This window comes from Rheinheimera sp. A13L (assembly GCF_000217935.1).
Lineage (GTDB): Bacteria > Pseudomonadota > Gammaproteobacteria > Enterobacterales > Alteromonadaceae > Pararheinheimera.
Genome location: NZ_AFHI01000008.1, coordinates 91,932 through 117,909 on the forward strand (window position 1 = coordinate 91,932; position 25,978 = coordinate 117,909).

24 protein-coding genes are annotated in these 25,978 nt (G+C 46.7%); 9 read left to right on the forward strand and 15 right to left on the reverse strand.

What is annotated here, in order from left to right; genetic code table 11:
- From era to rpoE, 8 genes are all read right to left on the reverse strand, one after another.
- On the reverse strand, nt 1-897 hold the full coding sequence (era, locus tag RHEIN_RS05660) for a GTPase Era (protein ID WP_008898015.1): 897 nt from the start codon (nt 895-897) through the stop codon (nt 1-3).
- On the reverse strand, nt 887-1,561 hold the full coding sequence (gene rnc, locus RHEIN_RS05665; protein WP_008898016.1) for a ribonuclease III: 675 nt from the start codon (nt 1,559-1,561) through the stop codon (nt 887-889). The genes era and rnc overlap by 11 nt, the downstream gene beginning before the upstream one ends.
- Entirely contained in the window at nt 1,561-2,484 is a 924-nt protein-coding gene (lepB, locus tag RHEIN_RS05670) for a signal peptidase I (RefSeq protein ID WP_008898017.1), read from the reverse strand. Before lepB ends, rnc begins: the two co-directional genes overlap by 1 nt.
- A gap of 14 nt (nt 2,485-2,498) precedes the next feature.
- The gene (lepA, locus tag RHEIN_RS05675) at nt 2,499-4,298 is read right to left on the reverse strand and encodes a translation elongation factor 4 (protein WP_008898018.1); all 1,800 of its coding nucleotides are present in this window, start codon (nt 4,296-4,298) and stop codon (nt 2,499-2,501) included.
- A gap of 160 nt (nt 4,299-4,458) precedes the next feature.
- A complete protein-coding gene (locus RHEIN_RS05680) occupies nt 4,459-4,917 on the reverse strand; it encodes a SoxR reducing system RseC family protein (protein ID WP_008898019.1) in 459 nt (152 codons plus the stop codon).
- On the reverse strand, nt 4,918-5,841 hold the full coding sequence (locus RHEIN_RS05685) for a MucB/RseB C-terminal domain-containing protein (RefSeq protein ID WP_008898020.1): 924 nt from the start codon (nt 5,839-5,841) through the stop codon (nt 4,918-4,920).
- A 2-nt stretch (nt 5,842-5,843) separates the two neighbouring features.
- Nucleotides 5,844-6,482 (reverse strand): sigma-E factor negative regulatory protein, encoded by a 639-nt coding sequence (locus RHEIN_RS05690; RefSeq protein WP_008898021.1) that lies wholly within the window; start codon nt 6,480-6,482, stop codon nt 5,844-5,846.
- Between the two features lie 23 nt (nt 6,483-6,505).
- Complete coding sequence (rpoE, locus tag RHEIN_RS05695; RefSeq protein WP_008898022.1) at nt 6,506-7,081, reverse strand: RNA polymerase sigma factor RpoE; 576 nt, start codon at nt 7,079-7,081, stop codon at nt 6,506-6,508.
- A gap of 212 nt (nt 7,082-7,293) precedes the next feature.
- Between rpoE and nadB the strand changes: the two genes are divergently transcribed.
- Nucleotides 7,294-8,892 (forward strand): L-aspartate oxidase, encoded by a 1,599-nt coding sequence (nadB, locus tag RHEIN_RS05700; protein WP_008898023.1) that lies wholly within the window; start codon nt 7,294-7,296, stop codon nt 8,890-8,892.
- Here the strand turns inward: nadB and RHEIN_RS05705 are convergent.
- Nucleotides 8,889-9,335, reverse strand: coding sequence for a protein YgfX (locus tag RHEIN_RS05705; RefSeq protein ID WP_139056413.1), 447 nt, complete (start codon nt 9,333-9,335; stop codon nt 8,889-8,891). The genes nadB and RHEIN_RS05705 overlap by 4 nt on opposite strands.
- Nucleotides 9,313-9,564: an FAD assembly factor SdhE gene (locus tag RHEIN_RS05710; RefSeq protein ID WP_008898025.1), complete on the reverse strand. Its 252-nt coding sequence runs from the start codon at nt 9,562-9,564 to the stop codon at nt 9,313-9,315. Before RHEIN_RS05710 ends, RHEIN_RS05705 begins: the two co-directional genes overlap by 23 nt.
- 115 nt (nt 9,565-9,679) lie before the next feature.
- On the opposite strand from RHEIN_RS05710, the gene ygfZ reads away from it, so the two are divergent.
- The 3 genes from ygfZ (at nt 9,680) to RHEIN_RS05725 (ending at nt 11,682) form a co-directional block, all read left to right on the forward strand.
- Complete coding sequence (ygfZ, locus tag RHEIN_RS05715) at nt 9,680-10,654, forward strand: tRNA-modifying protein YgfZ (RefSeq protein WP_008898026.1); 975 nt, start codon at nt 9,680-9,682, stop codon at nt 10,652-10,654.
- Nucleotides 10,655-10,665: 11 nt separating this feature from the next.
- A complete protein-coding gene (locus RHEIN_RS05720; RefSeq protein WP_008898027.1) occupies nt 10,666-11,151 on the forward strand; it encodes an FKBP-type peptidyl-prolyl cis-trans isomerase in 486 nt (161 codons plus the stop codon).
- A gap of 63 nt (nt 11,152-11,214) precedes the next feature.
- Complete coding sequence (locus tag RHEIN_RS05725; protein ID WP_008898028.1) at nt 11,215-11,682, forward strand: CreA family protein; 468 nt, start codon at nt 11,215-11,217, stop codon at nt 11,680-11,682.
- On the opposite strand, the gene RHEIN_RS05730 is transcribed toward RHEIN_RS05725, so the two are convergent.
- Together RHEIN_RS05730 and RHEIN_RS05735 are read right to left on the reverse strand one after the other, a co-directional pair.
- Nucleotides 11,679-12,746: an efflux RND transporter periplasmic adaptor subunit gene (locus RHEIN_RS05730; RefSeq protein ID WP_008898029.1), complete on the reverse strand. Its 1,068-nt coding sequence runs from the start codon at nt 12,744-12,746 to the stop codon at nt 11,679-11,681. The genes RHEIN_RS05725 and RHEIN_RS05730 overlap by 4 nt on opposite strands.
- On the reverse strand, nt 12,736-15,819 hold the full coding sequence (locus RHEIN_RS05735; protein WP_008898030.1) for an efflux RND transporter permease subunit: 3,084 nt from the start codon (nt 15,817-15,819) through the stop codon (nt 12,736-12,738). The genes RHEIN_RS05730 and RHEIN_RS05735 overlap by 11 nt, the downstream gene beginning before the upstream one ends.
- Before the next feature lie 206 nt (nt 15,820-16,025).
- Between RHEIN_RS05735 and RHEIN_RS20825 the strand changes: the two genes are divergently transcribed.
- The 3 genes from RHEIN_RS20825 to RHEIN_RS05750 all read left to right on the forward strand — a co-directional run bounded on the left by RHEIN_RS20825 (nt 16,026) and on the right by RHEIN_RS05750 (nt 18,493).
- Complete coding sequence (locus RHEIN_RS20825) at nt 16,026-16,838, forward strand: copper resistance protein NlpE N-terminal domain-containing protein (RefSeq protein ID WP_008898031.1); 813 nt, start codon at nt 16,026-16,028, stop codon at nt 16,836-16,838.
- A 104-nt stretch (nt 16,839-16,942) separates the two neighbouring features.
- Nucleotides 16,943-18,115, forward strand: coding sequence for an S-methyl-5-thioribose kinase (mtnK, locus tag RHEIN_RS05745; protein WP_008898032.1), 1,173 nt, complete (start codon nt 16,943-16,945; stop codon nt 18,113-18,115).
- Between the two features lie 12 nt (nt 18,116-18,127).
- Nucleotides 18,128-18,493, forward strand: a complete 366-nt coding sequence (locus tag RHEIN_RS05750; RefSeq protein ID WP_008898033.1) for a VOC family protein — start codon at nt 18,128-18,130, stop codon at nt 18,491-18,493.
- Here RHEIN_RS05750 and RHEIN_RS05755 read toward each other — a convergent pair.
- The 3 genes from RHEIN_RS05755 to RHEIN_RS05765 form a co-directional block, all read right to left on the reverse strand.
- A complete protein-coding gene (locus tag RHEIN_RS05755; RefSeq protein ID WP_008898034.1) occupies nt 18,490-20,604 on the reverse strand; it encodes a peptidase domain-containing ABC transporter in 2,115 nt (704 codons plus the stop codon). The two genes, RHEIN_RS05750 and RHEIN_RS05755, sit on opposite strands and share 4 nt — an antisense overlap.
- A 14-nt stretch (nt 20,605-20,618) precedes the next feature.
- The gene (locus RHEIN_RS05760) at nt 20,619-20,909 is read right to left on the reverse strand and encodes a hypothetical protein (protein WP_008898035.1); all 291 of its coding nucleotides are present in this window, start codon (nt 20,907-20,909) and stop codon (nt 20,619-20,621) included.
- A 139-nt stretch (nt 20,910-21,048) separates the two neighbouring features.
- A complete protein-coding gene (locus RHEIN_RS05765; RefSeq protein WP_008898036.1) occupies nt 21,049-22,308 on the reverse strand; it encodes an HlyD family secretion protein in 1,260 nt (419 codons plus the stop codon).
- A gap of 168 nt (nt 22,309-22,476) precedes the next feature.
- Between RHEIN_RS05765 and RHEIN_RS05770 the strand changes: the two genes are divergently transcribed.
- Nucleotides 22,477-23,442 (forward strand): hypothetical protein, encoded by a 966-nt coding sequence (locus RHEIN_RS05770; protein ID WP_008898037.1) that lies wholly within the window; start codon nt 22,477-22,479, stop codon nt 23,440-23,442.
- 227 nt (nt 23,443-23,669) lie between these two features.
- On the forward strand, nt 23,670-25,928 hold the full coding sequence (locus RHEIN_RS05775) for a TonB-dependent receptor (protein ID WP_008898038.1): 2,259 nt from the start codon (nt 23,670-23,672) through the stop codon (nt 25,926-25,928).
- Nucleotides 25,929-25,978: the final 50 nt, after the last annotated feature.

Consider the following 25,978-nt stretch of genomic DNA (forward strand, 5'->3'; position numbering starts at 1 on the left):
TTAGTCTTCGCCGTAACCTAAGCTGCGTAAAGCGCGCTCGTCATCAGCCCAACCTGATTTCACTTTCACCCATACCTGCAAAAATACCGGCTGTTCAAACAGGGTTTCCATATCTTTACGGGCTTCCGTAGCTATGGTTTTTATCCGTTCGCCTTTTTTACCTATCACCATCTGCTTTTGTGTGTCACGTTCAACCAGCACTAAAGCGGCGATATGGTAATGTTTTTCTTCCCATTTAAAGCGTTCAATTTCAACTGTCACTGCATAAGGCAATTCATCGCCAAGGAAACGCATCAGCTTTTCGCGCACTATTTCCGAGGCCATAAAGCGGCTGCTGCGGTCAGTCACATATTCTTCAGGGAAGAAAAATTCACAAGGGGGTAATTGTTTTTGCACCAGTTCGCGTAATGTCTGCACATTGGTGCCCTTCTCCGCGGATAAAGGGATGATTTGTTGAAACTCAAGCTGACTGCCAAGCCACTGTAAATGGGGCAGCAAGTCTTCTTTGTCTTTGTATAAATCGACTTTATTCACCACCAACAGCACTGGTTTTTTTGCCGCGATCAAACGGTTTAATACCATCTGATCGTCGTCCGTCCAGCGTGTGCCTTCAACGACAAAAATAATCAGCTCTACATCCAGTATGGTGCTGGCGGCAGCTTTATTCATCAGACGGTTAATGGCGCGCTTTTCTTCGATATGTAAACCTGGGGTGTCGACATACACAGTCTGGTAATTATCCTGTGTGTCTATACCAACAATACGGTGGCGGGTGGTCTGTGGTTTACGCGATGTAATACTGACCTTCTGACCCACCAACTGGTTTAATAGAGTGGATTTACCCACGTTCGGACGGCCAACTATGGCAACCAATCCTGCAAAAGTCTCAGAGGTCATTTTTTACTTGTTCCAACAAAATCCGCGCTGAATCCTGTTCAGCTTTACGTCTGGAGTTGCCAGACGCGGTAACAGGCGCTCTGCCCTGCACAGTACAACGCACGGTAAATATTTGATCGTGATCGTCGCCTTGCGTATCTATCACTTCATACAAAGGTAAAGGCAAACGACGCCCTTGCAGATATTCCTGCAACTGGGTTTTACTGTCCTTATGCACACCGGGCTGAATCACAGTTAAACGGCTGCCATACCAGCTTAATATCCGCTCTTTACAGGCTTCAATGCCAGCATCTAAAAAGATAGCACCTAAAATGGCTTCCACTGCGTCGGCCTGAATGGATTCACGGCGTAAGCCACCGCTTTTCATTTCACCAGGGCCTAAGCGCAGGAATTCGGCCAGCTCCAGTTCTTTGGCAATTTCAGCCAGAGTCACGCCTTTCACTAAAGACGAACGCATGCGGGTTAAGTCGCCTTCGCGGGCTTTCGGAAAATGGATATACAAGGCTTCGGCAATCACCATACTTAATATGGCGTCGCCTAAAAATTCCAGCCGCTCGTTGTGCTCACCTTTGCAGCTGCGGTGAGTCAGGGCTTGTTCGAGTAACGCGACCTGCTGAAACTGGTAACCCAGTTTTTTCATCAGGCCGCTAACAGGTTTTTGCATTAATTAATTTTGCCTAAACGTTCAAAACGCACGCCAACAGGCACCCATGAAGGCAACCAGTTGTCCGGGTCTTCACTAAATTCAAAACTCATCCAGATAAATACAGCTTTACCCACCAGATTTTCTTCAGGCACAAAACCCCAGGCACGGCTGTCACGGCTGTTATCGCGGTTATCGCCCATCGCAAAATAGTGGCCTTCAGGCACAATAAACTCTTCGATGGCAGTCCCTGGCTGTTTGTAGTACTGCATTAAATCTTCGGCTTTAAACGGATGCTGCAGTATGTGGTGTGTATGCTCGCCAAATTGCTCAGAGTAGCGTTTGGTTGGCAGTTCGCCATCCATAAACTCGCCTTCGGCCTGCAAGGTTAAAGGCACTGCTTCTAAACCAGGGCAGGTACTTTTGTCAGCTGCGGTACAAGCAGGCTGAATAAACAGCTGCTTGTTTTTGTAGATAATGCGATCACCAGGTAAACCTACAGTACGCTTGATAAAATCAATAGTAGGTTGTTCCGGGTATTTAAATACAATCACATCACCCCGTTCTGGCCGGCCTGTGGTGATCAGCGGCTTACGCCAGACTGGATCCTTCACGTCGTAGGAGTACTTTTCCACCAGAATAAAGTCGCCGACCAATAAGGTAGGCATCATAGAACCTGATGGGATCTGGAAGGGCTCGTATAAAAACGAACGGATAATGGTAATGGCTAAAATCAGCGGGAAAATTTCTTTGGCAGTTTCTGCCAGATAAGAAGGTTTTTCCAGCTCTTCAATAGCGCTTAATGGCAGGCCACCCGCTGCAGCCGCCTGAGCGGTCGCAACTTTAACTTTACGTTTTGGAGCAAATACCAGTATATCAATCAGCCAGATCAAACCACTGACTAAGGTCAATACTACGAGGAAAATTGCAAAATAACCTGCCATAACTACCCTTGTTGTTATTTACCGACTTTCAGAATGGCAAGGAAGGCTTCCTGTGGAACTTCCACATTACCTACCTGCTTCATACGTTTTTTACCGTCTTTCTGTTTCTGCAACAGCTTTTTCTTCCGGCTGATATCGCCGCCATAACATTTGGCTAATACGTTTTTACGTAATTGTTTTACCGTAGTACGGGCAATCACGTGTGCACCTATAGCAGCCTGAATAGCGATATCAAACATCTGACGAGGGATCAGCTCTTTCAGTTTTTCAGCCAGCTCACGACCACGGCCCTGAGCAAAGTCTTTATGGCTGATAATAGCCAAAGCATCTACCCGCTCACCGTTGATCAGAATATCAACCCGTGACATTTCTGAGGTCTGGAAACGTTTAAAGGCATAATCCAGCGACGCATAACCGCGGCTGGTCGACTTTAAGCGGTCGAAGAAGTCCATCACCACTTCAGCCATTGGCAGTTCATAGACCACTGCCACCTGACGACCATGGTAGGTCATATTCATCTGCACACCACGTTTTTCAATACAAAGGTTAATGACGTTACCTAAGTATTCTTGTGGCACCAGAATATGAGCTTCAACTATAGGCTCACGAATTTCATCAATATTACCCACTGGCGGTAATGCACTTGGGTTATCGACCATCACTGTTTCACCATTTTTGGTGATCACTTCATACACTACGGTCGGCGCTGTAGTGATTAAATCCAGATCGTATTCACGCTCTAAACGTTCCTGAATGATTTCCATATGTAACATACCAAGGAAACCAATACGGAAACCAAAACCTAAAGCGCCTGAGCTTTCTGGTTCATAAAACAGTGAAGAGTCGTTTAAGCTGAGTTTTTCCAGCGCATCACGGAAATCTTCGTAGTCGTCTGAAGAGACAGGGAATACACCTGCATATACCTGAGGCTTAATACGTTTAAAACCAGGTAAAGGCTCAGTGGCTGAGTTTTTCGACAGCGTTAACGTATCGCCAACTGGCGCGCCTTTAATTTCTTTAATACCACAGATGACAAAACCTACTTCACCTGTATTTAAAATACCTGTGTTGTTGGCTTTAGGGGTAAATACACCCACTTTGTCCACTTCGTAGACCATGCCAGTCGACATGACTTTGATTTTGTCTTTTAACTGAATTTTGCCGTGTTTTACACGTACCAGCGACACAACGCCCTGGTAAGGGTCAAACCAGGAATCGATAATCAGCGCCTGAGTTGGGCCATCCGGATTACCTTCAGGGCATGGAATATTGGCGACTATAGTCTCCAGTACATCTTCGATACCTAAACCGGTTTTGGCAGAACACTGCACTGCGCCTATGGCTTCGATACCAATAATGTCTTCAATTTCTTCGGCAACACGATCCGGATCGGCTTGAGGTAAGTCGATTTTATTCAGAATTGGCAAGACTTCGAGGTTCATTTCCAAGGCTGTGTAGCAGTTGGCTACGGTTTGAGCTTCAACGCCCTGCCCCGCATCAACTACCAATAAAGCACCTTCGCAGGCAGCTAAAGAACGACTGACTTCATAGGTAAAGTCAACGTGGCCCGGCGTATCGATAAAGTTCAGCTGGTAAGTTTCACCGTCTTTGGCTTTGTAATGCAAAGTTACGCTTTGCGCTTTAATGGTGATACCACGCTCACGTTCCAGATCCATTGAATCTAAAACCTGCGCCTGCATTTCACGATCGGTTAAACCACCACAAAACTGGATCAGACGATCCGACAGCGTAGATTTGCCGTGGTCTATGTGGGCTATGACTGAAAAGTTACGAATATGAGTAATTTTTGGCATTTTTTCCGCTAAAGCTGCTATCAGGTGGCCCCACTCTGACCCTTATGGTCACAAACCGGGCGAACACCAAAGTTGATTCAGATAAATTTGCCGCGAATTGTACTCGATCTCGGCATTGGTTGCTATGTGTTCAGATGTTACAGCGGATTTCAGCAGAGGATTAATCTGTAATGCGGACATGTTGCACAGCCAGTTCTGGCAATACCGCAAGGATCTCAATCTGTTCCTGCTGTGCTGATGGGCCACTTATCAGTCGCGCCACGGCAAAACCAGCAGCTAAAGCAGTGAAAGAACCCAGTACTATAGCCGTCTCAGCCAGCTGCAGCCGGCTTAATAAAGCAGCCACAGCAATCAGGCAAAACAAGGGGAATAAATACAATAAAGCCGCAGCAGACAACAGATGTTGTTCGCTGACGGCAATTTTAACTTTTTGCCCTTCCAGCAACTGCAATGGGCTTTTGACAAAAAACAGATTTTCACGTGGGGTTAAAGCTTTAGCCACCACACCGGTACCACAGTCGTTATTCGACTGACAGGCGTTGCAGCTGCTGACACTTTGAGTTTTCAGCCAGACACCATCGCTTTGGCTTTTCATCACAGTGGCTATTTCTTCCAGCATTTAACGCACCGATTCAGCTATTTGTCTGGCCGTCTCAATAGACACAGGGCCTATGACTGTGACATCAAACTGGTTGTTTGGCATAACAAAAATAGTGGTCGCGCCATCGCGGAAGGCCTGAGCCGGCAAACTGGCACTGTGCTGCACAAAAACGGACACCTGATGCAACCCATCGGACAACAACCATTGCTCCAACACCTGCTGTGGCACCATGGCAGAAGTTACAGAAACCTCCTGATAACCTTCCGGCAACCAGGACAATTCCAGCGGAGTTTCAGGCAAAGCTACTGCCGGCATTGTTTCTGCAGCTGCTGGCAATTCAGCGCTCGCTGCAACATTTAATGCTTCAGGTAAAGTGGCATGGGGCAAAATATGGGTGATAACCCAACGCTCCAGCACTTCATTCTGAACCGTTAAGGTATCTATTTTCAGCGGAAAACCTGTCTGGCTGTCTAACCACAACCAATAACCTGGCCGGCCATTTTGCAGTGGCGTTAAACGCAACAATTGCGCAGACCGACCCGATAGTTGCGTCGCTCCACCTGGCACTGCATCGTACAAGCTTTTGATCGACTCAATATCACGGTACAACAGCGCTGGTAATTCTTTGATGGTACTGCTGCTGGTCGCCAAGGGTGTTTTTTCAGGTGCTATGTAATACACCATCTGATCACGACGCAAAATTTCGACGCCACTTTGCTCCAGCGGCATCAGTTGTTCTATTTCTGAATCATCCTGTACACCATGGATCCAACGGTAGCTATCCACCTGATTGGGTTTAATAACAACAAAAGAGGCTTCGAAATTATATTGACGAACTGAACTCTGACTTCGCTCAAACCACTCCCACCCCGAGACTTCGGCGAAGCTCAGGCTGGAGTAACACAAGATGATCAAGGCACTGCTTAAGCCTTTCCAACCCATATTTATTGCTCTTGTCTTGGTTTCTCAGCTGGGGTTTCCGGGGCTTTCTGCTGTGCAGTGTCCATCACCCTGATTTGCTGACGATGTGCCTGCAGTAATTGCTGCAAACGTTGTTGCTGTTCCAGCATAGCCTGACGTTGTTCCTGTTCAAAACGGGAATTTACCGAAGTCTGGCTTAAGCTGACCGGAGTGGCAAAACCAGCCACTGGCTGAGTTTGTAACACAGGTAAAGGTGAATTCAGATCTGCATCCTGACCAGCACCCTGGAACTGTTGCACACCCAACACAGCAACTAATGCCACGCTGGCCGCGACAGTGCCCTGAAAACCTGTTTTAAACCAGCCCGTATTGGCTGCTTCGCCCAGTTTTGTCCAGAACGACACTGGCGCTTTTTGATGGTGCACTACAGGGCTGCTTTCTAACTGATAAGCAGGCTCCTGATCCAACAGGCTGGCAAAGTTATCTGCAAACTGCATATCAAGCTTGGCCGGTAACTCATTGCGAATGGCAGCGCCAATCAAATGATAACGCGCAAAACTTTGCTGTACTTCAGCATCTTGCAGTAATCTGTCTAATTGTTCAGGGCTAATTGCTTGGTTATCACTAGCAGCCGAGATCCAATCTGATTTTTCTGACGACATACCGATTCCTGTATAGTAGAGGTTCAGCTAATGAGCGGTTTTAACTGCGCATCAATAGCTTCACGTGCACGGAAAATCCGACTTCTTACTGTCCCTATAGGACAGCCCATCACTTCCGCAATCTCTTCGTAACTTAAGCCATCCAATTCACGCAAAGTAATAGCAGTGCGTAATTCGTCCGGCAACTTTTCAATGGTATCGAACACTACGTTACGGATTTCATCGGATAACAAAAGTTTCTCCGGAGAATCCTGCTCTTTTAACGCATCGCTACCGTCATAAAACTCGGCATCGTCCGCATCTACGTCTGTAGATGGCGGCTTGCGTCCTGTCGCTACCAGGTAATTTTTAGCGCTGTTCACAGCTATACGGTACAACCAGGTGTAAAATGCACTCTCGCCACGAAAGCCGGGAATAGCACGGTAAGCTTTAATAAAGGCTTCCTGAGCTACATCCGCCACATCGCCATGGTTAGAGACATAACGCGAGATTAAGTTCGCAATACGATGCTGGTATTTTTTTACCAACACATTAAAGGCTGCTTTATCCCCTTGTTGTACCCGCTGGACAATTTGCCAATCCAATTCTTGCTCGCTCATCCGAGCCTTTCCCCTAATGCTAAATACTACTTTCTTTTTGCAACTGGCGCTCGTCAAGCGTACCCTTATGACTGGAAGCTATATGAATAGTTCTTGGAATAAGTAAAAAAAGTTACAATTTGCCGCAAATAGCACGGCCAGCTGCCAGAAAGTAGCGTATAAAGACCCAAATTACAGACATTTATGTGTTTTTGACTGAATAAGTGTATCCCATGCAACAACAAAAAAAACATCTTTGTGACGTATTAATTATAGGCAGTGGCGCTGCAGGTTTATCGCTGGCTTTACATCTGGCGGACAGTGCTAAAGTGATAGTGCTGAGCAAAGGTCCTTTGCGTGAAGGCTCTACCCTATATGCTCAGGGTGGCATAGCTGCCGTATTTGATGAAAACGACAGTATTGCCTCTCATGTCGACGACACTTTAATTGCAGGTGCTGGCTTATGTGAAGCCGCAGCAGTGCAGTTTACCGCTGAACATGCCAAAGACGCGATGGAATGGTTAATTGCTCAGGGTGTGCCTTTTGATCAGTACAAAGACGAAGACGGTGTACTGAAATATCACCTGACCCGGGAAGGCGGTCATAGCCACAGACGTATTTTGCATGCAGCTGATGCGACAGGCCGGGCTGTGCAAATAACCTTGGTAGAACAAGTCAAAGGCCACCCGAATATTCAATTGTTGGAAAACTACAACGCTATTGATTTGATCACCTCCAGCAAGCTGGGCTTAGCTGAACAAAAATGCCATGGCGCTTATGTCTGGAACCGTGAAGAAGAACATGTGGAAGTGATAGGTGCTAAATGTATTGCACTTGCCACAGGCGGAGCCAGTAAAGTTTATCTCTATACCAGCAATCCTGATGTCGCCAGCGGTGACGGTATTGCTATGGCGTGGCGCGCAGGTTGTAGTGTGGCCAATATGGAATTTAATCAATTCCACCCCACCAGTTTGTATCACCCTGAAGCGCAGAATTACCTGATCACTGAGGCCATGCGGGGTGAAGGTGCTTATTTAAAACGGCCGGATGGCAGCCGTTTTATGCCGGATTTTGACGAGCGCGCCGAATTAGCACCGCGCGACATAGTCGCCCGTGCTATCGACTATGAAATGAAAAAGCTCGGCGCTCAGTGTGTGTATCTGGACATCAGCCACAAACCAAAAGACTTTATCATCGAGCATTTCCCCACCATTTATGCCAAATGTTTAAGTGTGGGTATCGACATCACCAGACAACCTATTCCAGTGGTGCCAGCTGCGCATTACACTTGTGGTGGCGTGGTGACCAATTTAAATGGCCAAACCGATATTTCTAATCTTTATGCTATTGGTGAAGTGGCTTATACAGGACTGCATGGCGCTAACCGTATGGCCAGCAATTCCTTGTTAGAATGTGTGGTTTTTGCTCAATCGGCAGCCCGGCATATTAAACAGCAACTGGAGTCAGCCCGCTTAGTCACTGAACTGCCTTGCTGGGATGAAAGCCGTGTCATTGATTCAGATGAAGAGGTAGTGATTACTCACAACTGGCACGAATTACGGCTTTTTATGTGGGATTATGTCGGTATAGTTCGCACTGAAAAACGCTTAGAGCGCGCTTTACACAGAGTAGAATTATTGCAACGTGAAATTCAGGATTATTACCGCAACTTCCGTGTCAGCAATAATTTGCTGGAACTGCGCAATTTAACCATGGTGGCTGAACTGATTATCCGCAGTGCCATGGAGCGTAAAGAAAGCCGTGGTCTGCATTATAATCTGGATTATCCGGATCAACTGGCAGAGCCTACGCCAACCATATTGAAGCCCTAACGCCGGTTGACAGAACCGGCTTGCTGCTGCCATTTTACGGTCTGGCATACCCGTGCCAGACTGCGAAAATGCTCTTCAGATAAATTATCCCGGTAGACCCATAATTGCCTGGGTTGTTGTGTTGTATCCTGCCAGCGTAACCAAATTCCCAGTTGTGACACCAAAGATCCTGCCGACAACTGCCCTGCCGGCAGTTCATCCTGCCACCATTTCAGCTGGCCTTTTTCAGTTAAAAACAATAAACGCGCTTTGACAGGTTGTTGCCACTGTCGTAACAGCTGATAAAAGCAGAAAAACAGCCAGGGCCAAAGCAACAGCCACCACAGCGCATAAAAAGGCTGAAGTAAAAAAATAAGCAGGATCAATAAGCTTTGCGCCAGATAGACAATCCGGCGCATGCGGGATGGCACAAAACTAAGGTTATACCCGTACTCTGTTAACAATGATATTCACCATTGCCTGCAGCTCTGGATCAGTTGACTTACCATGCCCCATAAACCATGCGAACAAATCCGGGTCGTCACAGGCTAATAAAGCTTCGAAGGTGTATTTTTGTGTATCTGTTAAAGCGTCATAGCCTTCTTCAACAAAAGGCGCCAACAAAACATCCAGCTCCAGCATGCCACGACGGCAGGCCCAACGCAGACGGGGTTTGCCCATTAATTCAGTCATATACTGCTTTCCTTTTGATGATACTGGCCGGATTCTAACAAAAAAACCATAGAGGGGTTGAGCTTTTGGCCAATTCCCCCAATGATCATCTTAGTATTCTAAGAGACTTACCTATATGCAAGCATCCTGGATCAGTGCCGATCAACTCGCCGCTTTATCAACTTCAGTCCAAGGCGCCTTTATCAGCCCCTTACCCGGCTTTGAAAGCCTGATTATTGCGGGTCCGGACAGCCGTAAATACCTGCAGGGTCAGGTGACCGCAGATCTGAATACGTTGACAGCGGAAAATTTTCTGCGTGGCGCACATTGTGATGCCAAGGGTAAAATGTGGGCTCAGTTTCATTTATGTGCCGAAGGCGAAAACTTATGGTACATCGGCTTTCGTGACGAACTACAAGCCTCGGCCACTCAACTGAAAAAGTTTGGCGTCTTTTCCAAAGTCAGTTTTGAAGCAGGTCATGACAGTCTGGCGATTTTAGGTATCAGTGGTCCTGATACTGCAGCTTTACTGAATAAATTAGGTTATGCACAGCCTGCCTCTGTGGGTCAGTTAAGTTCAGTGCCCGGCGGTAAGCTGATGCGTTTGGCGGACGAGCATTACCTGTTAGTGCTGGATTTTGGCCACGCCCGACAACTTTTAGCGGAACAATCAGCGTTTTTGGCGGCTCCAACCTTATGGTTAGCCCGGCATATTCAGCAAGGCTTGTCCTGTTTAGAGCAGGCCGTGATTGGCGAATACGTACCACAGATGCTGAATTTACAGGCTCTGGATGCCATTAGTTTTACCAAAGGCTGTTACATAGGGCAGGAAACTGTGGCCCGAATGAAATATCTGGGTAAAAATAAAAGAGCTGCGTACATCCTTAAAGGTCAAACTGAGGAAACTCCGGCCAGCGGCACAGATATTGAAGTACAATGGTCGGAAAACTGGCGTCGGGTTGGCCAGGTCATTAATGCGGTGAATATTCAGGGGCAACTTTGGGTGTTGGCGGTGTTACCGAACGATATCAACCCAGCTGATCCACTGCGATTAGCAACTCCGGATGCATCGGTTGTAGTTATATCACCTTTGCCCTATTCACTCGCGTAACTGAGGTTTGCATGAGCATACAAGCAGAAAAAGTAGTCGCCATTCATTACACTGTGGCAGACAAAGCAGGCAACGAATTAGATAGTTCAGCTGGCGGAGAACCGCTGGTATTTATTTTTGGTACGGGCGCTTTAATTCACGGTTTAGAGCAGGCTTTATTAGGTAAAGCTGTCGGCGACAAATTCAAAGCTGAAGTACCAGCAGCAGAAGCGTACGGCGAGCGTCATGATGAATTAACTCAGGCGGTGCCACGTAATTTATTCGAAGGCATGGATGTACAGGTTGGCATGCGTTTTCGCGCTGCAGGCCCGGACGGCCGTGAGCAATCTGTAATTGTTTTAGACGTTACAGAAGACGAAGTAGTTGTAGACGGTAATCACCCACTGTCAGGTATTGATCTGACGTTTGATGTGGAAGTGATTTTAGTCCGCGATGCGACAGACGAAGAACTGGCCCATGGCCATGTGCATGGTTTAGACGGCCACGCTGGTCACTAAACAGAATCAAACGGAGTCGCAAGACTCCGTTTTGTTATCAAGGCTAAAAAGGATGATATGACTATGAAAAAATGGCTTTTGGTTTTTACCGCTTTGGGCCTGGTGGCCTGTTCTGACAAAGAAGTAGCAGATGTCAGTTTAGGTTTATTTACCACCAAAGACATTAAAGTACAGACCTTTGACGACCCGAAAATTCCCGGTGTCACTTGCCATATCAGCCATGTTGAAGCCAATCTGGATTTTGCAGACCCGTCCGATATGTCTATTGCCTGTCGTCAAACCGGTGAAATCACAGCAGCTATGCTGAAGGACATCGATCGTTCTAAAAACGGCGAAGTGATTTTCAGCACATCCAAAAGCATTTTATTTAAGAACTTAAAAATTCGCCGTATTCTGGACAGCAGCAGTCAGACTTTGTTGTACTTGTCTTACTCCACCAAAGAAACGACTGGCAGCTACAAACATTCGCTGACCAGCGTGCCACTTTGGGGCACAGCGGCCTGGCAAGCTCCTGCAGTAAAAACACCTTAGGTTTTTACCGGAAACTCCTGATCGGTCAGCACCTTAACTTTGTCGCCCTGGGTTAAGGTGTCGCCACCTCGTATCACGATTTGTTCACCAGCCGACAGCTCTGCATCTACAGCTATCAGTTTGCCCATGCCCTGTCCTAACAGCACAGCCTTTTGCTGAGCTTTTTGTTCGTTATCCACCACAAACACAAACTGACCTTCACTTTTCACCACCACAGCATCCCGTGGCACTAACAACTGCTGACGGGCTAAAGCCGTGGGTACTGCGACAGAAACAAGTTGTCCAACCTGAAAGTTCGCCAGTAATTGTTCCGGCACTTTAATCCGGGCTTCAAAGGTTTGCGAACGCATATCGGACACAGGGATCAGATTACGTACTGGCAACTGACTTTCACCTCCACTGTGAAATACCTGCAGCAACTGATTGTGCTGTAAAAATGCGGCATATTTCAGCGGAGCAAACACCACAACTTCCAGATCATTTAAATTCACCAACCGCACTAAAGCGTCGGTTCTGCTGATATCTTCTCCGTGCTGATGAAAACGTTGCGCCACCACTCCGGCAAAAGGTGCTTTGACTGAGCTGCGGTTGATTTGATCCTGCAGTTGCGCCAGTTGAGCCCGTAGTAATTTCAGTTCAGCTTCAGCGCTGTCGCGGTCAGCACTGATTTGATCCAGTTGAGTTAGAGCCACACTATTGTTTTTGCTCAGCTCTAACAGCCGGGCTGTGTCTTTTTGCAAACGCCGCCACTGAATATCAGCCCTGCTGATACGGGCATTCATTTCATCAACCCGCAATTGCAAAGGGGTGATGTCCAGCCTGGCTATAACTTCATCCTGTTTAATCTGAGTGCCGGGTTCAGCCAACCACAATAAACGCCCCTCAACCCCTGCAGTCACATCGGCCTGATAACGGCTTTGCACCTGAGCTGTCACCATAGTATGAGGCAACATCACCTGTTGTTGCACTTGCGCTACACTGACCACTTTTTCTGATGGCGTTTGCGCCACAAGAGCAGTGGAGTACAACAAAACTGCGGTTAAAACTAGTGTATTAAGCTGCATCAGAGATCTCCAAAGAAGGGGCTGTCCGTTCAGTGTGCTGAACTGTCGAGGTCAAACGTAACAACGCCGGGATCAACACCAGACTGAACAACATACTAAAAGTCATACCGCCCACTATGACCGCAGCTAAACCCCGGTAAATTTCGGAGCCAACACCTGGTACCAGTACCAGCGGTAGCATGCCAAAGATACTGGTTAAGGTGCTCATAAATATGGGCCTGGCTCGGGTTAAAATGGCCTGATACAAGGCTTGATCCACAGAGTATCCTTCCCTTTGGCTTTGCCGGCACTGGTCCACTAATAAAATAGCGTTGTTCACCACCAATCCAAGCAGAATGACAAAACCAATCATGGTCAGCAGGTCCAGCGACTGAAAAGTCACCAGATTTAATAAACGTAGCGCTACTACACCACCCAGAATGGCCATAGGCATAGCCAGAACCACCAGTAAACTGTCTTTGGCTGAGCGAAACAAAGCGGCCATCAGCAGGAACAGAATAAACACTGCCACCGCAAAGTTTTTGCCCATTTCTGTCATGGCATGAGACAACCGATCGGCATTACCACGGAATTGCACTGAACTCTGAGCTGGCATTGATTCACGTAATGCCGTCATCAAGTCGCGCTGCAGAATCTGCATTGCTTCATCCAATGCCATAGTCGCAGGTGGTGTCACTTGCAGACTGATGGTGCGCAGGCCATTGATCCGCTGCAAGGAAGTGGGGCCTGTGGTGTAAGTCAGCTCACTGAGCTGGCCCAGAGTCTGACCACCAGCACCAGGTGTATATAAAGGTGTTGCAGTTAATTGCTCAGGAGTCTGCCAGCCCTGACCTTTAAGAATAATGTCCATCCGTTCGTTGCCATCAAAGTATTCACCTATGTAAATACCGTCTGTGACTGCACGCACCATATTGGCTACAGTAAAACGATCCACGCCACTTTGAGCTATACGGTTTTCATCAGGAGTTAAACGTAATTCAGGCTGAGCTAATGCTAAATCAGGCACGGGCCGCACTGTAGCGCCAGGCAATAATTTTTCTATTTTTGGCATGGCGGCTGCGGCTTGTTCCATCAACTGCGGCACATCAGGCCCCTGGAAATCCAGATTTAACTCACGGCCACTGCCAAATCCAAAGTTAAACAACGACCCCTGCACACTAAAAGAACGGGTGTCAGGCAGCCCCACCAGGATCTCTTCGCGCAGCAGTTTAATCATATCGTCGATACTGTCCGGATCTTCTGCATAAACAAACAAGACATTAAAACCTCTGTTGATCGACAAGTTATAGCCTTTGATTGCCGGGTATTTTTTGTCCTGATAATAAGGCCGCAGACGAGCCACCAGCAGATCACCAATTTCTTGCTCCAATACCTGCATATTGGCACCTGGAGGTAAGGAGAAACCCGAAAATACCGTATCAATAGAAGCCTGGGGCAAAAAGTCGGCTTTAGGTAACAATAAGGCTGCCAGTAACACAGCTCCGGGCACAAAAAAGAGCACCCAGCCTGATGCCAGCCTGCGATTCTGAGTGAAACGGCAAAAACGTCTGGCTAGTTTTTGCCAGAAAAAAGCGGAGGTCACAGCGCTGGCTTGTGGTTTTAACCAGAATAATGAGGCAACAGGCAATACAGTTAAGGCCACCAGCAAAGAGGCCATCACAGCCACCGCCAGCGTAAGCGCCAAATCGTAAAACAGCTGACCTTCCACACCTTGCATAAACAGAACTGGTACAAAAATAGCGACTGTAGTGGCTGTGGAAGCCCAAAGTGCGCTGCTGACCTGAGCTGTGCCTTTTTTCACAGCGTGCTGCAGTGCCAGCCCCTGCTGTAACAACCGCACTATGTTTTCCTGCACTATGATGGCAGCGTCCAACACCATACCTACCGCAAAAGCCAGGCCAGCCAAAGATACTACATTCAGTGAACGGCCAAATAAATCCAGCGCCATAATGGACATCATCAGCGACACAGGGATGGTCAGGCCGATCAGCAAAGTGGCCTGCCAGCCGCGTAAAAACAGATAGAGAATAACCAGCGCCAGCACTATACCTAACACCAGATTGCCATTCACCAGCTCTATAGCTCTTTTGATATGTACTGAAGCATCAAAACTCAGCACTATTTCAATGCCTTTATTTTTCAGTTCATGTTGATTTAAATCAGCGATTTCTCTGTTCACACTGTCAAGAATTTCGACTGTATTGGAACCTGCTGCACGCTGTAACGTCAGATAAAATGCCGGAAAACCATTACGTTTGGTAAAACCTGCCTGTTCGGCGTATTCAACCCGCACTTCGGCCACTTCATGCAAATACACTGGCCTGTCGTTCTGATAGGCCACCACCATTTGCTCGTATTGGGCAGGCTCGTACTGGCCGACAAAACGCACTGTGTATTCACGCCGCCCCACTTCTGCAAAGCCCCCTGTCACATTACCAGCCCTGCCAATGCGGGAACTTAATTGATCGACAGACAACCCCATAGCCGCCAGCCGATAAGGGTCAAATACTATATGTAGCTCTTTTGCCCTGCGGCTGGCTAAATCAACCTGTGATACACCAGCTATAGCTTTTAACCTCGGATAAACCACATCATCAATCACAGGTTGCAAGGCGGTAAAATCAGCATCAGCGTCTTCATTTAACTTACGGATCAACAAACTGGCGACAGGACCTGTACCACTGTTCAGCGAGACAACTGGTTCAGCAGCTTCCCTTGGACGAGGCGGTGCCTGATTCAGCGCATTGATCACATTCAGCATGGCCTGCTGCATATCCTGCCCCACATCAAAGGTCAGGGTAATAAAACCAAAACCAGCACCAATAAAGCTGCTGCTTTCCGTTACACCAGGCACAGTGCGAAGCGCCGCTTCCTGCGGTTCAATAATAGTGGATTCCATTTCTTCAGGTGCTGCCGCACGCCAGCCATTCTGGATAAAAATTTGTGGTTGCTCTATGGAAGGCAAAAGCTGAACGGGCAATTTAGCCACAGCAAGCAAACCAAATAACACCATAATCAGGCTGACCACTACAATGGCCGCAGGATTTTTTATACTGGCTCGGGTTAAGTTCATTCCGCTGCTCTGCTTTTTATGGATAAGATAGCAATTCACTAAAAGTCTAACAGTGTCCTAAATGCACTCCAGCCTGCTGTGACCAGTGGTTGTGAATATAGGTTGAGGCTGCTTTTTTCCGGTTAATTCAGTTTTGGTAAAGCCCAACACCTTTAAACTGCTGCGAAATGCAAAGATTTGTATCACCAGAAACAAGGAGATTTTTTATGTCTAAACCCCTGATCTTGTGCCTGACCGCCTGGTTAGTATTAGCAGCGTGCGGACCTGCACCCACAGAGCAGTCAGCAACAACACCTGCTGAACCAGCAAAAACAGAAACTCAGGTCGATCAGCATAACAGCCAGAATTCTCTGGACTGGGCAGGAACATACAGAGGTGTAGTACCTTGTGCCGACTGCGAAGGTATCGACACCCTGTTAACACTGAATATGGATAACAGCTATCTGCTCAGTACTACTTATCTGGGTAAAGAAGGCGATGCTATACAGCAACAAGGTACCTTTGAATGGGATGCTAAGGGTTCAGTGATTCAGTTGCTGAACCAGAAAGAGGGTCCGGCTTTGTATAAAGTGGGAGAAAATCAGCTGTTTCAATTGGATATGGCTGGTCAGGTCATCACTGGTGATTTAGCGGAAAATTACAAACTGAACAAGCAAGCTCAGCAAGCGCAAGTCCAACTGACAGGAGTTCGCTGGAAACTCACCGAATTAATGGGGCAACCGGTTCCGGCGACAGAACCCGATATGACGCCTTATCTGGAGTTTACAGCAGATAACAGAGTCAGTGGTTTTGCAGGCTGTAACCAGTTTACTGGTGCTTACGAGACTGAAGGTTTAGGTTTACAGTTTAAACCTATGGCCACCACACAAAAAGCCTGTCTGAATGGCTCTGTAGAAGATCAATTTCTCAGCACCATTCAGGGCATAGACAATTACAGTCTGAGTGACTCAGGTTTGGCGTTTTATAAAGCCCGTACAGCAGCTTTGGCACGTTTTACTGCAGTACAAGTGCAGCCTTAAACCCCATCGCCATAAACTGACGTTCAGCAGTACAAAAAGGCCATTGTGCTACCCAAAGGGGTTTGCGATGATGGCCTTTTGCTTTTTTATGGATCTTTTATCTGATGCCTTACCACGTATTAACCCCAAAAGAAGCTGCATTATTCGCTGACAAATACAGCGATTTGTTTGGTGACCATAGTCAATTAACCACTGAGCTACTGAAAAACGATGGCCTGAATCAGGTGTTCAGGGTAAAAAATAACAGAGGCACCAGCCTTATTGTTAAACAGGCTTTACCTGAACCTTCAGATTTGACCCAACACTGGCTTGTCAGCTTAGACAGGGCAAAAATTGAAGCGGACGTATTAAAACACCATGCCAAAGTATGTCCGGATTATCTGGTGGAAGTCTTATTTTATGATGCAGAGTTGTGTGCATTATTACTGGAAGATTTATCTGATTGCATGAGTTTGAGAGATGCCATCAGGACAGGGGTATTACCACAGGATACCGGACTGCATCTGGGTCGTTATCTGGCCAATACCAGTTTTTACAGTAGTGACTTTGTCTTAACAGGCCCAGTGAAAAAATCCAGGCAGCTGCAGTTTAATAATCCGGAACTGTGTTTAGTGCTTGAGGATTTGGTATTTACCGACCCCTACTGTAACCATGAGCGTAACAGCCTGAGTTTAGCGCAACTGCCACAAGTCCGGGATTTATGGCGCAATGAAGCCCTGCAAGCCGAAGTGGCCCAGCTGAAAGCCGGTTTTCTGACAAAACCTCAGGCCTTGCTGCATGGAGATTTGCAGTGTGGCAATGTGTTAGTGAATCATCAGCAGCATAAAATAATAGGCGCCGAATTCGGCTGCTACGGCCCTATAGGTTTTGATACCGGAACTTTTTTGGCAAGTGTTATTTTAAACCTGCTGACTCAGGAGCAAACCGAAGCAAGCTCCCGGCGCCACTACTTATTAAGCCAAATCGAAGTGTTCTGGCATGAATTCTCCACTGTTTTCAGCAACCTGATGCAAAAGCAAACCACAGATCAGAGCTTTCAGAATGAATCATACCAAGACTGGTACCTGCAGCAATTGTGGCAGGATACCTTAGGCTACGCAGGCTGTGAACTGATCCGCCGCACTATCGGCTGGGCAGCAGCAGAAGAATTAACACAGCTAAAAGACGGCCCTTTTAAACAGCAGGCTCAGCAGCAAATACTGGCATTAGGCCAATCTTTAATCACAGAGCGTAAGCATATGACTTTGCAGGATTTATTATCAAAAACTGCAGAATAACAGAGGTGATTTATGCAAAAAGTAACAGGCATTGGCGGAGTCTTTATCCGGGCCAAAGACCCGCAGGCGCTGGCACTTTGGTATCAGCAGCATTTAGGCATTCCACTTTGCCCTGAGGCTCCTTATGGCAGTTTTATAGCTAAAACTGGAGATGAAACTGTCTGGTCGGCCTTTGCTGCCGACACTGCTTATTTTGGCTCAGCGAACCAGCAAAGTATGATCAATTACAGGGTGACTGATTTAGAGGCTATGTTAAAGCAACTCAAGGCAGCTGATGTCTGGGTTGATGATCAGATTGAAGATGGCGATTATGGAAAATTTGGCTGGGCTATGGACCCAGAAGGCAACAGATTTGAACTCTGGCAACCCAAAACCTAAAGCTCCTGTCCATGGAGAATCGGCTTCGCTGACCTATGCAGCTGACGAAACTCGCAGCTGATATCAGTCAGTTGCCCTTGCTGCAACAACAGGATCCGATCTGCAGTTAAAATACTGTCAGGCCTATGCGCCACTATAATGCGGGCTATCTGTAGCTGCCGGATAGCCTGATTAACCCTGACTTCCAGCGCCAGATCCAGATGACTGGTCGCTTCGTCCAACAGCAATACCCTGGGCTTGTGGTATAAAGCTCTGGCGATCAGTAAACGTTGTTTTTGCCCGCCAGACAAGGCCGATCCCATATCTCCAATTAAGGTGTTGTAGCCCATAGGCATGGCAATAATATCCTGATGAATGGCTGCAAGCTCTGCACAATGCATCAGATGCTGCACATCAGGTTTAGGACTAAAAAAACTGATATTGTCCATCACAGAACCGGATAACAACTGATCATTTTGCATCACTGCGGCAATCTGACTGCGATAATGCTGCAGACCAAAGCTGCTCAGTTCCATACCATCTATCAGTACTTTGCCTTGTTGTGCTGTTGCCAGTCCAAGCATAATTTTTAACAGGCTGGTTTTGCCACAACCGGATGGCCCTACAATAGCCACGCTTTCACCGGGAGATAATCTGAAACTCAGTTGATGAAACAGCCAGGGGTCCTGTGCTGTCTGCTGAAAGCTCAGATCACGTAATTCAATATGACCTTGCAGCTGTAAATAAGTCTGACTTTCTCCTAAGTTCTCTGTATCGGTCAGAGCAATATCCGCCAGACGTTGCAGGTGTAGCTCAAGCATGCGGAATTCAATCCAGTGATCAATAAAAGCGGCAGCTCTTTGGGTAAACTGGCTTTTGTAACTGGCAAAAGCAAATAACATTCCGACACTAAAGGCATTATCTATTACGGCCAAAGCCGCCAGATAAATCACTACTATATGCTCAATACCAAATAACAGTTGATGCACAGCCTGCAATGATAAGTGCCAGCGTCCCAGCCTGAACTGCTGATCCACAGCATCTGAGTACTGATTTTGCCACAGGCTTAACCTTTGGCTTTGTTTTGAGAACAGCTGCAAACATTGGATGGCACGAACACTTTCCATAAAACCGGATTGTTCTTTAGCCTGAGCCACTATGCCTTGCTCAGTACATTGCTTCAGTGGTGAGTAAAAAATATATCGTAGCAGCGCGTAAAGCAGTACAGCCGCCAGCACAACAGCGGCTAACACCGGATGATAAACAAATAACAGCACCAGCACAGTACAAGCCATAAGACCATCGATCAGCGCTTCAATCAGGCTATTGGTCAACAAGTCCCGCAACTGCTGCAAAGAACCAAAACGCGACACAATATCGCCCATATGACGTTTCTCAAAAAAACTCATAGGCAAATGCAATAAATGCCGGAACAGATTAGTAGCCAACTGCAGATTTAATACCGACCCTAAATGCAGTACCAGCCAGCTGCGCAGAATATTGGTCAGAATTTGCAACAACAGCAATAAGGCAAAACCTATGGCCAGCACATGCAATAAATCCAGGTCTCTGCTTACCAGCACTTCATCAACCACCAATTGCATGTAATAAGGTGCCACCAGTAAGAAAAACTGCAGCACCAGCGACATCAACAGTATTCTGAATAATGCAGACCATAAACCTGACGCCGAAGACCAAAACTGCCGCACACTTAACTTTTGCCGTTGATCTTGTTTTTTAAACTCAGTGGTAGGACTCAGCTCAAGGGCAATACCGGTAAAACACTGATCAACGTCGGCAAAGCTCAGCTCTCGTTTACCAAAAGCAGGGTCATGGATCTGAATTTTTTGCCCTTTCACTTTAACCAGCACAACAAAGTGGCTCATTTGCCAATGCAAAATACAGGGTAACTTCAACTGAGCCAGCTCTTCAGGCTCCAGTCGTAAAGCCCGGCCCGCCAGCCCCAGATTATCAGCCAGTTGCATCAGATGTTGCAAAGTTAAGCCTTTAAGCGACAAAGGATAACGTTGACGCAAATTGGCCATATCGGTTTTATAACCATAAGCACCAGCCACCATAGCCAGACAGGCTAATCCGCATTCAGCAGCTTCGGATTGGTAGATAGTTTGCATCGCAGCATTCCCGCTTATACAAAATAAACCGGGCCCAACAGCCCGGCAATCCATAGCAGCTGACCGATCCACAGCAACAATGCAGGAATAACTTCCAATTCAAACCTGAGTTGCAACAGTTGCTTAAGTGACGAAACCGGAGCGTCCATCAAATCACTGTGAAAATAGCTGGTGGTAAAAAACAGCAGCATCCCGCTCCACGACAGAAAGCCCCACAGATCATCAACAAAGATTGAATGAACAAATCCAAGCATGGAGACAAACACAAAAACGCTCAGCCCCTGCCGTCCGCTAATCCTTTTCATTGGCCCTCCTTCATCGCTATAGCTATCTAATTTAAACCCTGATGGTCAGCGACTTTAGTTCCATCGGTGATCACTACTAAGCTGAGATTCTCGCCCGGCAGCCACCCGAAGTAATGTATCTGTTGCTACAGAGCCTGATTCAAATCTGAAAACGCCCTCTTAGGCTAACTAAAGGTTCCAGCAACCAACTCAGCACCGATCTTTGTTCCAGCACTATGTCTGCACTTAGCAGCATGCCAGCCTGCAGCGGCATTTGCTCACCATAAGCCTCTATAAATTGCTGATTTAGCTGCACTTGTACCTGATACACAGGTTCCTGAATTTGCACTGGGCTGTCGGGGTCTTGTGCCATTAATACAGCTTTTGAAAGCTGGCTGATTTCGCCCTGATACAAACCAAAGCGCTGGTAAGGAAAAGCATCAAAACGCAGCCAGGTCGTCTGGCCTGGCTGAATAAAACCAAAAGCCCGGGTCGGAACTAATAATTGAGCGTATAAAAATCCTGATTCGGGCAGCAATTGCATCAAGACCTGGCTGCCCTGCAGATGCTGGCCTGTGCTCACCACTAAATTTGTCACTCTGCCTGCAACAGGAGCTGTCAGTACAACCTCTTTACGAGCCAGCAGTTCAGTTTTTTGTTGCTCAAAACTAAGCCGCTCGGCCTGTAATTGCTGCAGCTGACGTTGCTGTTCAAGGGGTAACGCCTGAAGTTGATTGTCCCACTGGATCTGTTGCTGAAGGATGGATTGAGCCAGAGTTTGCACCTCAGCTAACTGTTGCAGCAACATCAGGTGCTGATCTTGCTGCTGCTCCAGTTGTAGTTTTGGCACATGGCCTTTTAGTGCCAGTTCCTGCTGAGACAACAGGCGTTGATTTTGTATATCAATACGCTGAGACAATAGCTGCTGCTGGCGTTGATTCTCTGCCAGTTGTCGTTTGACATTAGTAATTTGCGCTGACAATTGTTCACGCTGCTGAGCAAAACTCTGTAAAAGTTCATGCTGTTTCTGAGAGTTTAATGCCAATTGAAGTGCAAGGCTGCTTTGCAGGTGATCGGTCAGACTTTCGCCTGCAGCAAGATATTCGTCACTGCTGAGTAAAGCCAGCTTTTGACCCGCCTGAACCAAAGTGCCATCCTGAATATAAAGTTGTTTAAGCACAGCCGGACGCTGGCTATGGATACGAACTACGCCGCTGGAAGGTTTCAGGTAACCTGACACTGTTTCTTTACGGGAAAAACTGGCCTGATGCAGAAGCAGCAGTAAACTGAAGAGGATGAAGACTAAACAAAAGCACAACACTGAGCTGCTGACAGGCTGAACAATACTAACCTGCCCTTCCAGGCGTTGTTGTTGTGCCTGCAATGCTTTAGGTCTGAATAAACTCTGCTCTGTCGTCATAGTGAAACTCCATGCAGTTTTGTACACTGCAAAAAGACTTTCCACTTTGTGCCGACAGGCATAAACCCGACACACTTAAAAAAGTTGTTGCTGAAGTAACAACAAGTGTAGTTCAAACATAAAAACACACAAATAATTAACAATAAAAACACAAACTGGCGCAGCTCTATGTCCAATCTAACGACAGAACAAACCACAACAGCCATAGAACTGCTTTGGGTTCAGCGGGCATGGAAAGCAGGAAAACATAATGCTTTTACTGACTTATGTTACTTCCACCAGCGCTATTATCTGGTGTTCCGTCAGGCATCCACGCACCACTCCAAAGATGGGGTGCTGAGGATCATGAGTTCAGTGCAGGGCAAAAAATGGCGCACTGTGGCTGTACTGCACAACCCTGTTGCTGATTTAAGAGATGGTAAGCTAAGTGTAACTCCATGTGGAAAACTGCAACTACTGGCTGCTGCAGCTTTTCACGACAAAACAAAGCAGGCCTATCAATCTTATCTTTGGTCTTCCACAGATGGTAAAAACTGGTCTGAACCTCAGGCTGTGGGTGAAGCTGATTATTGGTTATGGCGTTTAAGCTGGCTAGGCAATCAGGCTTATGCTGTTGCCTATAAATGTGGTGCCGATCGGCATATTCGTTTGTATCAGCAAAATGCTGCAGGCCAGTTTGACGTTGCGGCTGCCAGAATCTATGCGGAAGGTTATGCCAATGAAACTGCCTTGTTGTTTGATCATAAAGACACAGCCTGGTGTTTATTGCGCAAAGATCCAGACCATGGCCAACTAGGCTACGCCTTTGCGCCTTATCATCACTGGAACTGGCTGGATATTGGCTGTCGCATAGGAGGCCCGCAAGCCCTATTTACCCCATCAGGTCAAATGCTGGCCGTGGTACGGCTTTATGATCAAAAAGTGCGCACCAGTCTGGTTTCATTAGATCAGTCCACAGGCAAGCTGACAGAGATACTGGTTCTGCCCTCAGGCGGAGATTGCAGTTACGCCGGTATGGTATTGCAGCAAAACAGATTGTTGATCAGCTACTACTCGTCTCACCAGGGCCGCACTTCAATTTATACAGCGCTGGTGAGCATTAGTACCCCAGCTACAGTAATCTGCGACAGATAGAATAAATTTCACTTAAGTAGAAGTTGCTCATATAAACATCAGCAAGCTGGCTATTTTTAGCTCTTTTATCCACCAGATCGGCAAAAGTAGCTGCAAAATGCTATAGTAGCCACAAGTTATCAGAGCAAACGCTGTGGTCACTCCAGAGTTTGTAGGGTTCGCTTTGATAATAGATCCGCAGGACGCACCAGAATATATAACAGCCTAAAAAATAAGGTAAAAAATTGATGAAAACATGCAAAAAGTCTGTTCTGGCATTGAGCATTCAGGCCAGTCTGCTCGCTGCAGCCATGGGTCTTTCTCCTGCTTTATTCGCGCAGGAAAGTGACAAAGATCAGGCTGCTGAAGAGACAAAATTGGAACGCATTATGGTGACTGCGCAAAAACGTGTGCAAAGTACCCAGGAAGTTCCTATCTCTATTGCAACCTTAAGCGGTGAAAAATTCGACGCTTTATTTGCAGGTGGCGAGGATATCCAGGCTTTATCTGGCAAAATTCCAGGTTTATACGCTGAATCATCAAACGGCCGTGCTGCACCACGTTTTTATATTCGTGGTTTAGGCAACACAGACTTTGATCTGGCCGCATCTCAGCCAGTTTCTGTGATTATGGATGAGGTGGTGATGGAAAACGTGATCCTCAAAAGCTTCCCGTTATTTGACGTGGCGCAAGCAGAAGTGATCCGTGGCCCACAAGGTACCTTGTTTGGCCGTAACACCACAGCAGGTATAGTTAAATTTACCTCTGTAAAGCCAACTCAGGACTTTGAAGCCTACACCAAAGCAACAGTAGGCAGCTTCGGTACCATTAATGTGGAAGGTGCGGCAGGTGGTGGTTTAACTGATGAATTATCAGCCCGTATTTCCTTGATGAACCAGAACCGTGACGATTATGTTGACAACGGTTTTACCGATGAAAAAGATTTTACCGGTGGTCATGATGAGAAGGCAGGTCGTCTGCAGTTTTTGTACGACACAGATAGTTTCTCAGCTTTGTTAAATGTACATGGCCGCAAACTGGATGGCACCTCCTCTCTGTTTCGCCGTAACATTCTGACTGCTGGCAGTAACGAGCTGAATGAGAACTACGACCGCGATACAGTTTATTACGATGCTGGTGATGGTAACTTCCAGAAATATGACAACTTTGGTGCTTCGTTAACACTGGAATTTGATCTGGATGGTATGACGTTCACTTCTATTACTGCTCAGGAAAATGCTGATGGTAATGGTAAAGGTGATATCGACGGCGGCAGCGAAGCTGGTCCTGGACCATCCAACCCAAATTTTGCAGTCACTGAAGATCAGCTGAATGATTTGGAACAGTTTACTCAGGAAATCCGTTTAGCCAGCGATACTAATGAAGCTATAGAGTGGCAAGTTGGTGCTTTCTACTTTGATTCGTCATTTGGTGTGACCAGTGTTGATGGTTTTTTCGGTAAAACAGATGTTTATCATGAAAATACCAGCTGGGCTGTGTTTGGACAAAGCACTTATAACCTGAATGACCGCTGGGATATCACTGGCGGTATTCGTTACACTTACGATGAAAAGTACTTCTGGGTCGGTCAACAAAACGTTGAGGCTTTCGCATTAACTATTGGTGCTGCCAGTATTCAGGACTATGACCCGATCGATGTAGATGATGGTCAGGTGAGTTGGGAATTAAGCACAAACTACCGCTTAACGGATAAAACCAGTGTATTTGGTCGTATTGCGAATGGTTTCAGAGCTCAATCTATTCAAGGCCGTAATGTGGCATTTGAAGAAGATCCAACCACAGCAGAATCAGAAACTATTCAATCTATTGAAGTTGGAGCCAAGTCTGATCTGTTAGACGATTCTTTACGCTTGAACGGTGCTCTGTTTTATTACCAGATTGATGACATTCAGCTGTCAGCGATTGGCGGTGCGAACAACGGTAATACATTAGTGAATGCCGACAAAGGTACAGGCTACGGCTTTGAAGTGGATGCTGAATGGCGTGCCACAAAAAGCTTAGTCATAGGTGGTGGTTTCAGTTACAACAATACTGAACTGAAGGACAGCAACTTACTGGTCGGCACTTGTGCCGCCTGTACTGTCACAAGCCCAACTGTTACCTTACCTACAGCAACAGGTCCAAAGAAATTTGCTTATGTTGATGGTAATCCTTTCCCACAAGCTCCTGAAACTATTCTGACGATCAATGCTCGTTACGATATTCCAGTCAGCACAGGTGAGATTTATCTTTATGGCGATGTAGCACGTCAGGGTAAAACAAATCTGTTCCTGTACGAATCTATGGAATACAACACGAACGGTAATTTCGAGGCTGGCTTACGTATTGGTTATCTGAACTTTGAGAACGACTACGAAGTAGCTTTATTTGGCCGTAATATCACAGACGAAGACAACCTGAAAGGCGCGATAGACTTTGCCAACCTGACTGGTTTTGTTAACGAACCTCGTATTATTGGTGTTGAGTTTAAGAAAAGCTTTTTCTAAGTATTAACTCTTGAAGCAAAAAGAGGGCTCATTATTTTGAGCCCTCTTTT